The sequence below is a fragment of the Sphingomonas echinoides genome (assembly GCF_029623395.1).
Lineage (GTDB): Bacteria > Pseudomonadota > Alphaproteobacteria > Sphingomonadales > Sphingomonadaceae > Sphingomonas > Sphingomonas echinoides_A.
Map to the genome: position 1 here is coordinate 1 of NZ_JAPYKK010000042.1, position 11,954 is coordinate 11,954.

12 protein-coding genes are annotated in these 11,954 nt (G+C 65.6%); 4 read left to right on the forward strand and 8 right to left on the reverse strand.

All coding sequences use genetic code 11. The features are described from left to right. The 4 genes from ilvC to miaA all read right to left on the reverse strand — a co-directional run. The coding region (gene ilvC, locus QBJ92_RS18070) for a ketol-acid reductoisomerase (RefSeq protein ID WP_277971082.1) at positions 1 to 999 on the reverse strand (999 nt) is incomplete at its 3' end. 118 nt (positions 1,000 to 1,117) lie between these two features. Beyond that, complete coding sequence (gene ilvN, locus QBJ92_RS18075; RefSeq protein WP_277971083.1) at positions 1,118 to 1,633, reverse strand: acetolactate synthase small subunit; 516 nt, start codon at positions 1,631 to 1,633, stop codon at positions 1,118 to 1,120. A gap of 133 nt (positions 1,634 to 1,766) precedes the next feature. Beyond that, positions 1,767 to 3,512 (reverse strand): acetolactate synthase 3 large subunit, encoded by a 1,746-nt coding sequence (locus tag QBJ92_RS18080; RefSeq protein ID WP_277971084.1) that lies wholly within the window; start codon positions 3,510 to 3,512, stop codon positions 1,767 to 1,769. A 77-nt stretch (positions 3,513 to 3,589) separates the two neighbouring features. Next, on the reverse strand, positions 3,590 to 4,519 hold the full coding sequence (miaA, locus tag QBJ92_RS18085; protein WP_277971113.1) for a tRNA (adenosine(37)-N6)-dimethylallyltransferase MiaA: 930 nt from the start codon (positions 4,517 to 4,519) through the stop codon (positions 3,590 to 3,592). Between miaA and serB the strand changes: the two genes are divergently transcribed. After that, positions 4,512 to 5,393 carry a phosphoserine phosphatase SerB gene (serB, locus tag QBJ92_RS18090; RefSeq protein ID WP_277971085.1) on the forward strand — a complete coding sequence of 294 codons (882 nt, stop codon included), beginning with the start codon at positions 4,512 to 4,514 and terminating at the stop codon, positions 5,391 to 5,393. The two genes, miaA and serB, sit on opposite strands and share 8 nt — an antisense overlap. 4 nt (positions 5,394 to 5,397) lie before the next feature. Here the strand turns inward: serB and QBJ92_RS18095 are convergent, their stop codons facing one another. Further along, a complete protein-coding gene (locus QBJ92_RS18095; protein WP_277971086.1) occupies positions 5,398 to 6,324 on the reverse strand; it encodes an SPOR domain-containing protein in 927 nt (308 codons plus the stop codon). Positions 6,325 to 6,480: 156 nt separating this feature from the next. On the opposite strand from QBJ92_RS18095, the gene QBJ92_RS18100 reads away from it, so the two are divergent. The 3 genes from QBJ92_RS18100 (at position 6,481) to QBJ92_RS18110 (ending at position 9,130) form a co-directional block, all read left to right on the forward strand. Further along, on the forward strand, positions 6,481 to 6,663 hold the full coding sequence (locus QBJ92_RS18100) for a hypothetical protein (RefSeq protein WP_277971087.1): 183 nt from the start codon (positions 6,481 to 6,483) through the stop codon (positions 6,661 to 6,663). Then, complete coding sequence (locus QBJ92_RS18105; protein WP_277971088.1) at positions 6,660 to 7,955, forward strand: tetratricopeptide repeat protein; 1,296 nt, start codon at positions 6,660 to 6,662, stop codon at positions 7,953 to 7,955. The genes QBJ92_RS18100 and QBJ92_RS18105 overlap by 4 nt, the downstream gene beginning before the upstream one ends. A gap of 89 nt (positions 7,956 to 8,044) precedes the next feature. Further along, entirely contained in the window at positions 8,045 to 9,130 is a 1,086-nt protein-coding gene (locus QBJ92_RS18110; RefSeq protein ID WP_277971089.1) for a PA0069 family radical SAM protein, read from the forward strand. Positions 9,131 to 9,171: 41 nt separating this feature from the next. On the opposite strand, the gene QBJ92_RS18115 is transcribed toward QBJ92_RS18110, so the two are convergent. From QBJ92_RS18115 to QBJ92_RS18125, 3 genes are all read right to left on the reverse strand, one after another. Further along, positions 9,172 to 9,570 carry a cupredoxin domain-containing protein gene (locus tag QBJ92_RS18115; RefSeq protein ID WP_277971090.1) on the reverse strand — a complete coding sequence of 133 codons (399 nt, stop codon included), beginning with the start codon at positions 9,568 to 9,570 and terminating at the stop codon, positions 9,172 to 9,174. Between the two features lie 129 nt (positions 9,571 to 9,699). Continuing rightward, the gene (locus QBJ92_RS18120; RefSeq protein ID WP_277971091.1) at positions 9,700 to 10,935 is read right to left on the reverse strand and encodes a dihydroorotase; all 1,236 of its coding nucleotides are present in this window, start codon (positions 10,933 to 10,935) and stop codon (positions 9,700 to 9,702) included. Continuing rightward, on the reverse strand, positions 10,932 to 11,918 hold the full coding sequence (locus QBJ92_RS18125; protein ID WP_277971092.1) for an aspartate carbamoyltransferase catalytic subunit: 987 nt from the start codon (positions 11,916 to 11,918) through the stop codon (positions 10,932 to 10,934). Before QBJ92_RS18125 ends, QBJ92_RS18120 begins: the two co-directional genes overlap by 4 nt. Positions 11,919 to 11,954: the final 36 nt, after the last annotated feature.

Below are 11,954 nucleotides of genomic sequence, written 5' to 3' on the forward strand. Positions count from 1 at the left end.
CAGCTTGTTCGCGCCGATCCACGGCATCATCGCGCGCAGTTCGGACCCGACCTTCTCGATCGGATGCGCCGCCGCCTGCTTGCGCGCGGCCTTCAGCTCGGGCTGGCCGGCGCGGTTGTCGAGCACGAAGTTCTTGACGAACCGGCCCGACTGGATGTCGGCGAGCACGCGCTTCATCTCGGCCTTGGTCTCATCGGTGATGATCCGCGGGCCGGTGACGATGTCGCCATATTCGGCGGTGTTGCTGATCGAATAGCGCATGTTGGCGATGCCGCCCTCATACAGCAGATCGACGATCAGCTTGGTCTCGTGCAGGCATTCGAAATACGCCATTTCCGGCGCATAGCCCGCCTCGACCAGCGTCTCGAACCCGGCCTGGATCAGATGGGTCACGCCGCCGCACAGCACGGCCTGCTCGCCGAACAGATCGGTCTCGCATTCCTCGCGGAAGTTGGTCTCGATGATGCCCGAACGCCCGCCGCCGACGCCGCTGGCATAGGCAAGGCCGATGTCATGCGCGTTGCCGCTCTTGTCCTGGTGGATCGCGATCAGGCAGGGGACGCCGCCGCCCTTGACGTATTCGCTGCGCACGGTGTGGCCGGGGCCCTTGGGCGCGATCATGATGACGTCGAGATCGGCGCGCGGCTCGATCAGGCCGAAATGTACGTTGAGGCCATGCGCGAAGGCAATCGTCGCGCCCTGCTTCAGGTTCGCGTGGAGATCGTCGGCATAGATCGCGGCCTGATGCTCGTCGGGCGCGAGGATCATCGTGATATCGGCCCAGGCGGCGGCTTCGGCGTTGGTCATCACCTTGAAGCCAGCCTCGGTCGCCTTCTTTGCAGTGGCGGACCCGGCGCGAAGCGCGATCGCAATGTCCTTGACGCCCGAATCGCGCAGGTTCTGCGCATGCGCGTGGCCCTGGCTGCCGTAGCCGACGATGGCGATCTTCTTGCCGGTGATCAGGTTCAGGTCGGCATCGGCATCATAATAAACGCGCATGGTATTCAGCTCCTAAGGACGTCACCCCGGCCTAGTGCCGGGGGCCACCGCGCCTCATGCACGGTGGGGGTGTTGGATGGAGGGACCCCGGCGCATGGCCGGGGTGACGGAAACTGGTCTAAACCGCCTTCGCGCCGCGGGCCATTGCGACGATGCCCGTACGCGCGACTTCGCACAGCCCGACTTCGCGCATCAGCGTGACGAAGGTGTCGATCTTCTCGCGTCCGCCGGTCACTTCGAACACGAAGCTGGTCGTCGTCGCATCGACCACGCGCGCGCGGTAGACGTCGGCGAGGCGGAGCGCCTCGATCCGGTGATCGCCGACGCCCGACACCTTGAGCAACGCAAGCTCGCGTTCGACATGCGGGCCGAGCGCGGTCAGGTCGGTGACCGAATGCACCGGGATCAACCGGTCGAGCTGCGCGAGGATCTGCTCCATCGTCGCATCGCTCGCCGATGTGACGATCGTGATCCGGCTGACCGCCTTGTCGGCGGTGACGTCGGACACGGTCAGGCTCTCGATATTATAGCCACGCGCGGTGAACAGCCCCGCGATCCGGGCGAGGATACCGGGCTCGTTGTCGACCATCACGGCGAGCGTGTGGCGGGTTTCCTTGGCTTGGGTGATATGCATTATTTCTCCCCTCCCGCTTGCGGGAGGGGCTGGGGGTGGGCTCCCGACCTCCGCAAACGGTACGTTTGCGCAAAGCGCGCGCCCACCCCTCGGTCCCCTCCCGCAAGCGGGAGGGGAGGCAGAAGACTATCCATCACACCAGCGCCTTCGCTTCGTCGTCCATCTCGCCCGAGACTTCGCTTGCCTGCAACAGCATCTCGGTATGCGCAGCCCCGCTCGGGATCATCGGGAAGCAGTTCGCCAGCTTGGCAACCCGGCAATCGACGATCACCGGCCCGTCGTAATCGAGCATCGCCGCGATCCCGTCGTCGAGCTCGCCCATCGTCTGGATGCGAATGCCCTTCCAGCCATAGGCTTCGCCGAGCTTGACGAAATCAGGAAGCGCATCGCTGTAGCTTTCCGAATAGCGGCTCGAATAGGTCAGCTCCTGCCACTGGCGGACCATCCCCATATATTCGTTGTTGAGGATGAAGATCTTGACCGGCAGGCGATATTGCGAGGCGGTCCCCAGCTCCTGGATGTTCATCTGGATCGAGGCTTCGCCCGCGATGTCGATCACCAGCGCCTTCGGGTTGCCGACCTGTGCGCCGATCGCGGCGGGCAGGCCGTAGCCCATCGTGCCGAGACCTCCGCTGGTCAGCCACTTGTTCGGTGCCTCAAACCCGAAGTGCTGCGCCGCCCACATCTGATGCTGACCGACTTCGGTCGTGATGATCGGGTTGCGCTTGTGCGTCGCCTCCCACAGCGCGCGGATCGCGCGTTGTGGCATGATGTCGCTCGGCAGGTCGGTGAAGGCGAGGCTGCGCTTGTCGCGCCATTCCTCGATCATCGTCCACCATGCGCGCAAATCGGGCTTGGGATGACGCCGCGCCTTGAACACGCGGACCATGTCCTCGAGCGCATGACCGACGTCGGCGACGATCGGCAAATCAACGCGCACGTTCTTGTTGATCGAAGACCGATCGATATCGACGTGAATCTTGCGCGAATGGGGACTGAACGCGTCCAAACGGCCAGTAACCCGGTCGTCGAATCGCGCGCCGAGGCACACGACGAGGTCGGCCTTGTTCATCACCATATTGGCTTCGTAGGTGCCGTGCATCCCGAGCATGCCGAGCCATTGCGGCCCGGTCGCGGGATAGGCCCCCAGGCCCATCAGCGTCGAGGTGACGGGCGCGCCGCTGATCCGCGCGAGTTCGCACAGCAACTGGCTCGCCGCCGGCCCCGCGTTGATGATCCCGCCGCCGGTATAAAGGACCGGGCGTTCCGCCGCGGCGAGCATGTCCATCGCCGCTTCGATGCTCGGCTGGTCGGCCTTGACCTGCGGGCGATAGGTCTTGTGGCGGATCGGACCGGGCTTGGCATAGCGCGCGGTCGCGACCTGCACGTCCTTGGGGATGTCGATCACGACCGGGCCGGGGCGCCCCGAGGTCGCGATGTAGAACGCCTCGTGGATCGTCGCGCCGAGCTTGGCCGGATCCTTCACCAGATAGTTATGCTTCGAACAATGCCGCGTGATTCCAACGGTGTCGGCTTCCTGGAACGCATCGGTCCCGATCAGCGCGGTTGGCACCTGACCCGTGATCACCACCATCGGGATCGAATCCATCAGCGCATCGGTGATCCCGGTGATCGCGTTGGTCGCGCCCGGGCCCGAGGTGACGAGCACGACGCCGGGCTTGCCGGTCGAGCGGGCATAGCCCTCCGCCGCATGCGTCGCGGCCTGTTCGTGGCGCACCAGGATGTGCTTGATCCGGCCTGAGCGGAACAGCGCGTCATAGATCGGCAACACCGCACCACCGGGGTAGCCGAACACGACTTCCACGCCGAGATCGCACAGCGCCTCGATCAGGATGTCGGCTCCACTCAACTCGGTCACGCTCGTTCTCCTTGCGAATGCTGCATGGCAGCAATGGGAGAGGGGCGGCTAAACGTACAAAACATGCGTGTCAACCTTTATCTAAGTAATATTGTGTCGATTATACTGGCAGTATCGGTCTTTTCTGACTCGGTAATTCGCAACCAGCTCTTCGGAGGCTGATTTCGGAACCATGTGAACTGCCGTTTCGCATATTGTCGCGTCGCCAGCCGCACCGCTTCCAGCGCCTGCGCCCGTGTACTGTCCCCCACAAGCAGCGCCGCCACTTCGGGCACGCCAATCGCCCGCCGGATCGTCGCGTCGGCCGGCAGATCGTCGCGCGCGAGCAGCGTCCGCACCTCGTCGACCGCGCCCTCGTCAAACATCGCAGTCGCGCGCGCATCGCATTTTTGCAGCAACCACTCCCTGTCCGGCAGCAGCACGACCGCCGCCTGTGCAACCTTCGCCGCGATTCCTCCTTTGCGCTCCGCCTGCCACGCCGAAAGCGTCCGCCCGGTCGACCGCACCACCTCGAGCGCCCGCGCCACCCGCGTCGTATCCGCCGCCGCCAAACGCCCCGCCGCCGCCGGATCTAGCGCGGCCAATTCGGCGTGCGCCGCCGCGACCGGCAGCGCCCGCACCTCGGCGCGGATCGCAGGATCGATCTCCGGCACCGGCGCGATCCCGTCGAGCAAGGTGCGCAGATACAGCCCGGTCCCGCCGACCAGCACCGGCAGCTTCCCCGCCGCGTGAACCGTTGCGATCTCCGCCGCCGCATCCTTCGCCCAGCGCGCCGCCGAGCAGCTTTCGGCGCCATCGATATAGCCGAACAACCGATGCGGCACCCGCGCTTCGTCGGCAGGGGAGGGGCGCGCAGTCAGCACGCGCAAATCCCGATAGACCTGCGCCGAATCCGCGTTGATGACGATTCCGTCGTGCCGTTCGGCTACCGCCATCGCGAGCGCGGACTTGCCGCTGGCGGTCGGCCCTGCGATGAGCGCCAGCATCGGGAGATTGTTTGTGTTCATTGCCACGCTGATAGCATCCGGGCGGCTCGCCGCGGGGGATATTTCGACCGCCAGGGACCGGCTCGACGCCGCGGGCTGCTCCGCGGTCGCCGATGGCTGGATCGAGCAGGGGGTCGCTGCGGACGTGATGTTCGCCGCTGCGCCGGATGCCGCGCGGGCGGCACTGGAAGGCGCGTTCGCGGGCGTCGACGTCGTCGTGCAGCAGGCCGAGGGCCGCGAGAAGCGATTGCTGATCGCCGACATGGACTCGACCATGATCACGGTCGAGTGCATCGACGAACTCGCCGATTATGCCGGGATCAAGCCGCAGATCGCCGAGATCACCGAGGCCGCAATGCGTGGCGAGCTCGATTTCGAGGCGGCGCTGGACGCGCGCGTGGCGTTGCTGGCGGGGCTGGACGAGCGCGTGATCGCGCAATGTCTCTCCGACCGGGTCGTTGACACGCCGGGCGCGGCGACGCTGGTCCGCACGATGCGCGCGCGGGGCGCCACCGCGATCCTAGTGTCGGGCGGTTTTACGCGGTTTGCGGAGCCCGTCGCCGAGCGGATCGGCTTCCATTATGCAATCGCCAACCGGCTGGAGATCGCCGACGGTGCGCTCACGGGCCGAGTCGAACGGCCGATCGTCGGCGCGCACACCAAACTCGAAACGCTCCGCGCGGCGGCGGCCGACCTCGGTTTGCCGCCCGAAGCCACATTGGCGATCGGCGATGGCGCGAACGATCTGCGGATGATCGAGGCGGCGGGGCTGGGCGTGGCGTATCGGGCCAAACCGATCGTCGCGGCGGCGGCGGGCGCCCGGATCGACCACGCGGATCTCACCGCGCTGTTGTACGTGCAGGGCATTCCTCGCGCGGCGTGGGTCGAAGGCTGACCTTCTAGCTGTTCACCGCGATGCACGGACGGATCGCGCGGCAGGCCTGCGATGCGCTTGCGCGAGAGGGATATGGACCGATCAGAACGCGTGTCATGACGCCAGCCTTGACGTAGCTGACGTTGGCGCCCGGAAAGCTGGCTGCGGTCTGCGTCCACAGCCGCCGCGCGTTCGCGGCGTCGCCGAACGCGCCGAGCTGTAACCGCCAGCTCCCGCGACTCGCCACGACCGGCGCAGGCGGCGGCTGTGTCGGTTTGCGTGCTGGCTGCATTCGCGCGACGGACGGCGGCGCGACGGCAGAAGCCAGCGCAACGCGCACGGGTGCCGGCGGCGGTGGGGCGATGGGTAGTTGCGGGCGTTTTGCCGCGGCTTCGTCGTCGCGGGCGAGCAGAAGGCCCTGCTGGCGTTCGACGATCGGGATTACCTTGTCCATCTGCGCCTGGACTTCGGACGCGCGCGGCACATCGGCCGCCGCTGCGCGCACGAGCAGAGCATAGGCCCGTGGCCAATCGCGCGCGACGCCGTCACCATTGAACAGCATCGTCCCCAGCACGAGTTGAGCCCGTGGTTCGTGATGCGCCACTGCCTTTTCGAGCCAAGGGGTCGCCTCGGCGCGCTTGCCCTGATCGAACAGCAACAAGCCGAATTTGGCTTGGGCGGCGGCATGGTCCTGCAGCGCGGCCCTGCGGAACCATTCTGCCGCGGTCGGCATGTCCCGCGGTACGCCGCGGCCGAGCAGATAGGCTTGGGCAAGATTGAATTGCGCGTCGGCGTCTCCGGCCGTCGCCGCCGAGCGCCAGGCAGCCACCGCTGGGCCGTAGGCGCCGCGACTCCACGCATCGACGCCGTCGCGGACATCGGCACTGGCCGGTGCTGCGGACACGCTAAGCACAGCCAATCCCAACAACAGCGCTCCGTGCGTGCCGCGCATTCTGTTGGCTTCGGATCGAAAAGTCATGCGAGCCGTGTACGTCCGACATGGCAAAGAAATCGTTAGCTTCACGTGCCAACACGCTCTGCCGCATTAACCGATTGTTGAATCCTAGATGGCACAGCGGTGGCGAACAGGCGGGAGGATCACGGTCTCATGCAGGTCACCGGCGTGACATCTCAGAAAGGCGGGGCGGACAGGATCAGCCGGTCTGGTCGTCTCGCGCCTGCCGCCTTCGCGGCCACCCCGGTGTTCGACCTATCCCACATCTTCCTGCCAAAACGCGACGGGCTGCCGTTCCAGCCGTCGGTTGCGGCCAAGCGCCAGAGAATATCATGAAGTCCAGGTCCGCAATCGCTCTTGGGCCCGTCACCCTCGGCTTGTCCGCCCTGTTGGTCGCCGGATCAATCGGCGCCGTCGCCACGTCGATCGCTGACGCGTCGTCACGCGCGCAATCGCGCGCCGAACGCAACGCTCTGCACGAGATCAAGAAAGCCCGGTCTGCGCTCAGCAAGAAAAACGTGGCGGCTGCCATCTCCCACGCCGAAGCGGCGGTGGCGCTACAACCAGAGGTTGCGGAATATCGCATGACGCTCGGCCAGAGTTACGTTCGGGGCGGGCGGTTCAGCTCGGCGCGCGAAGCCTTCGGGGATGCGCTGGCGCTGGATCCAGCGAACGGGAAGGCCGCCTTGCAACTTGCGTTGATGCAGATCGGAACGGGGGATTGGGCGGGCGCTCGGTCGACGCTCGACGCGCATGCCGCCCACATTCCTGTGAGCGACCGCGGACTCGGCATGGCGCTGGCGGGGGATCCGGTGTCGGCGGTCGAATTGCTCGATCCCGCGGCGCGCGCAGCCGGGGCGGATGCGAAGACACGGCAGAACTTTGCACTCAGCCTGGCGCTGGCAGGGCGATGGCAGGATGCGCAGACGGTGGTCGAGATCGACCTTGCCCCGGTCGAGGCTGCGCGCCGCCTGCTGGAATGGTCGACCTTCGCGCGCCCGACGTCGGCGTCGGATCAGATCGCCGCCTTGCTCGGGGTCGTGCCGGTGGTTGACGCCGGTCTGCCGCGAGCGCTCGCGCTCAACCGCGAGCAATCGACCGCGGTTGCTGCCGTGGAAGTCTCGCACGGTGCGGACATTGCCCTACAGGAGCCGCAGGGGCAGGAGACCGTCGCGGTTGCGGCCTCCGTTGTGCCGTATCCAGTTGGTCCTGCGATTGGTGGCGTCGTCTTCGCGCCGCGTAGCGAAGTCGTCCAGGCCCTCCCGGTTGCCGTTGCGACGCGAAGAGCGCCGTCAAGGCAACCTGCTCTCGCGCAGGGCCGGCGGAGCGTGGCGCGAGGCAATTTCTACGTTCAGCTCGGTGCCTATGATACGCCCGCGGTCGCCCAGGATGCGTGGATCCGGGCTGGTCGCCGGTTCGCGGCTTTGTCGGGGCATATTCCCCAGGGAATGGGCGTCGCACGGGGCGGGGCCAATTTCTACCGGCTGTCGATCGGTGGTTTTTCCAGGGACGAGGCAACCGCCCTGTGCCGGGGCTATCGGGGGAAGGGCGGCAATTGCTTCGTGCGCGCCGGCGCGGGGGATCAGATCGCTGCATGGGCGAACCGGCGCGAGCTGGCTTCCCGGTAGCTGCTAGCACAGCGGGTCTGACCGATACGGCAAAACGTGCGCTAGTCTCCTTGTTCCTATTCTGTTCTTAATGTGATATCAGCCCTGGCATGGCGACCGTCAGGACGAAGCGCGCGATGCGAGGCGCAACCGGAAACGCGCTTAGCGTGCGTTTTGGTATTCCTACGATGGAAGACGATTGCGATTGGCTCGACGCTCGCGACGCGATCGATGGACCACGTCCGACCGTCAGGACATCGGTGCAGGACGTACAGTCCAGAACCATCCTGAGTTACAATGAGTCGCCGGACGTTTCGTTCGATCGTAGCATCAACCCATTTATCGGTTGCGAACACGGGTGCATTTATTGCTTCGCACGGCCGACCCACGCCTATCACGACCTGTCGCCGGGCCTCGATTTCGAAACCAAACTGTTCGTCAAACGCGATGCCGCGCAGATTCTGGAAGGCGAACTCAGACGCAAGGGGTATGACCCCAAACCGATCGCGCTGGGGGCGAACACGGACCCCTATCAACCGATCGAGCGCGAATACCGAATCACGCGAAGCATCATCGAACTTCTGGCGAAGGTCGATCACCCCGTGACGATCACGACCAAGTCGGATCGTGTCGTGCGTGACATCGATCTGCTCGCCCCGATGGCGGCGAAGGGTTTGGTCGCGGTTGCGGTTTCGGTAACGTCGCTCGTTCCCGAGATCGCCATGACGATCGAGCCACGGGCACCGCACCCGGCGAAGCGTCTTGAAGCCGTCAGGATCCTGGTGGACGCCGGTATTCCAACCTACGTAAACATCGCTCCGGTCATTCCCGCGATCACCGACGACGAGATCGAGGCGATCATCGCGCGCGCTGCCGAGGCAGGGGCATCGAACGTATCCTACATACCCGTCCGATTGCCGCTGGAGGTGGCGCCGCTCTTTCGTGCGTGGCTCGATACGCATTTTCCCGACCGTGCCGCGAAGGTCATGGCGATCGTCCAGTCGCTTCGCGGCGGGCGCGATAATGATCCGAACTTCTTTTCACGGATGCGCGGCCAAGGGCCTTGGGCGGAATTACTGCGCACGCGCTTCAGGATCGCCAAGGCAAGGCACGGGTTCCCCAGCGGGAGACGCGTTTTGGCATTGCGCTGCGACCTGTTCCGCCCCCCTGCCGGACCGCAGGGCGAGTTGTTTTGAGGGTATGCGGCGCCCGCACGGACTGGACGCCGCGGCCACCGTTAGCGGATCAAGAACACCCCCGTATAATCCTTGCCGGCATCGCCGAGCGTCGTGCTGCTGAACTGGTACGTCCCACCGCGGCGCGTGACGGGGGCACGGAACCGGACGGTCATACCTTCACCGGACGCCAGCACGATCTTGCCACCATGGATCTTGTTCCGGTCCCGGCCCGCAACCAGGGCCTGATCGAAAAATGCTTCCTGCGTGAGGTTGTGGCCCTTGTCCGAACGGTTGACGATCCGGAGAACGTAAGGGGCGCCCTGTCGAACCGGAATGCTGCGGGGAATGAACCCGTCGTCGGTCATCCGGATCGAGATCGGCTGCGCCTTGCGCCAATCCGGCGACTGCGCAGCAACGGGCGTTGCGAGAGCAATCATTCCGAGAAGAATGGGTTTCATCGTATTTCTCCAGTGCAAAAGACTGGCGATCAATGAAGGATGGACGGCTTCGTTCCGGTAAGCCGCCCGGCTTGTCGCACGCTGCGGCAGGCGGCACCGGTCGCGTGACCAGACGCAGCCTGTTAACCATCACCCGGGGAGCGTCACCGCAGTCCCACCCTTGAACAGACGCCGGACTTTGCCCTCGACCGGCAGGCCATCGAACGGTGTGTTGCCCGCTTTGGCGTGCATGTCTTCACCCATGATCTGCCACGGCGCACGCGGGTCACATATCAGAAGGTCGGCGGGGGCACCGACCGTCAGCGTGCCGGTGTCGACGCCCAGCACACGCGCCGGGTTGGCGGCGAGCAGCGCAAAGAGACGGTCAAGCGTGATATGCTCGTCACGCACAAGCCCGAGACCCAGCGCGAGGAGCGTTTCTGCGCCTGCCATGCCAGCCGATGAATCCCCGAAGGGCAATCGTTTTTCTTCAGGACCATGCGGATCGTGTGCGGAACACAGGACGTCGATCGTCCCATCCGCAAGCGCAACCAGCGCGGCCCGGCGGTCATCCTCGTGGCGGAGCGGGGGGGAGATATGCGCAAAGGTGCGGAAATCGCTCATCGCAATATCCGACAACAGCAAATGGGCGGGGGTGATGCCGCACGTGACGCGAACACCGCGACGCTTGGCCGCGCGGACCAGATCGAACCCTGCGGCGGTGGTGACGGTGCGCAAATGCAACGACGCGCCGGTTTCCTCGGCCAGCATCAGATCGCGCGCGACCGCCAGCGTCTCCGCGACCGATGGCGCCGACGATAGCCCCATGCGCGTCGCAGTCTCGCCTGCCGTTGCCACGGCACCGGCGGTGATCCCGCCGTCTTCGGCATGCGTGATTACGGTGAGGCCGAGGTCGTTGGCGTAGGCGAGCACCTTTCGCATCACGCCTGAGTCCGCGATCCAGCTGGCACCGGTGCCGACGGCCCGCGCACCGGCGTCACGGTTGATCGCCATCTCGGCGAGATCCTTCCCCGCCAACGCACGCGTTGCGGCGGCGATGGGGTGAATCCACAGGCCTGGGCGACCGATCAACGCCGCGCGTTGCACCACGCCGGGATCGTCGAGAACGGGCGACTGGTCGGGCATGAGTCCGACGCGGACGATCCCGCCTGCATGGAAGGCGGGAACGTCGATCGCAAAGACGCCGAGGTCGACGATCGCAGGGGCGAGGACGAGGCCAGCGCAGTCGATCGTTTCCGCACCCTCGGGAACATCGATCAACCCGGTCGCCGCGATCGTGTCGTCCGCGATCAGCACGCCACCGCGCGATACACCGCCGACCGGGCACGCGAGCGTCGCATCGAGCAAGGCGATCATTCGGCTCATGCCCAGCCCGTCACGCCACGCGATCGACGCGTCAGTACATCAAGACACGCCATCCGGACCGCGACTCCCATCTCGACCTGCTCCGTGATCGCGGAGCGGGCGTGGTCCGCAACCACCGAATCGATTTCGACGCCGCGGTTCATCGGCCCCGGGTGCATGACCAATGCGTCCGGCTTTGCGAGCGCGAGACGTTTTTCGGTAAGGCCGTAGCGCAAGTGGTATTCCCGATTCGATGGGACGAACCCGCCGTTCATCCGCTCGTTCTGCAGGCGCAGCATCATCACCACGTCCGCGTCCTGAAGCGCGGCATCGAAATCGGTAAAGGGCGTTACGCCCATCCGCTCGATCGCAGCGGGCATCAGCGTGGTCGGCGCACAGACGCGGACCTCGGCCGCAAGCGCGGTAAGCGACAGAATATTCGATCGCGCGACTCGGCTGTGGAGCAGATCCCCGCAGATCACGACGCGCTGCCCCGCAATCGTTCCCCGCCGCCGGCGAATCGTGAGCGCGTCGAGCAACGCCTGCGTCGGATGTTCGTGCTGCCCATCGCCTGCGTTGAGGACCGGACAATCGACCTTGTCCGCAATCAGGCGCACAGCCCCGGACGACATGTGACGAATGACGATCATGTCCGCGCGCATGGCGTTGAGCGTCATTGCGGTGTCGATCAGCGTTTCGCCCTTCTTCACGCTCGACTGCGCGGCGTGCATGTTGACGACGTCGGCGCCGAGCCGTTTCCCGGCGATCTCGAACGACAGCAAGGTCCGCGTGCTGTTTTCGAAGAAGGCATTGATGAGCGTCAACCCACCAAGCCGCTTGTCGGCGATCGCGCGCGTGCGGTTGGCGGCGACCCAACCGTCGGCTTCATCCAGGAGGAACAGGATTTCGTGGGGCTGCAATCCCTCGATCCCGGTCAAGTGCCGGTGCGGAAACACGGCGCGGCCCGGGATGAGCGAGGCGGGGCGGTGGTCGGAGCGTTGCATCGAGCGTGTCGGTTAGCGAGGCGGCAAGGCGGACGC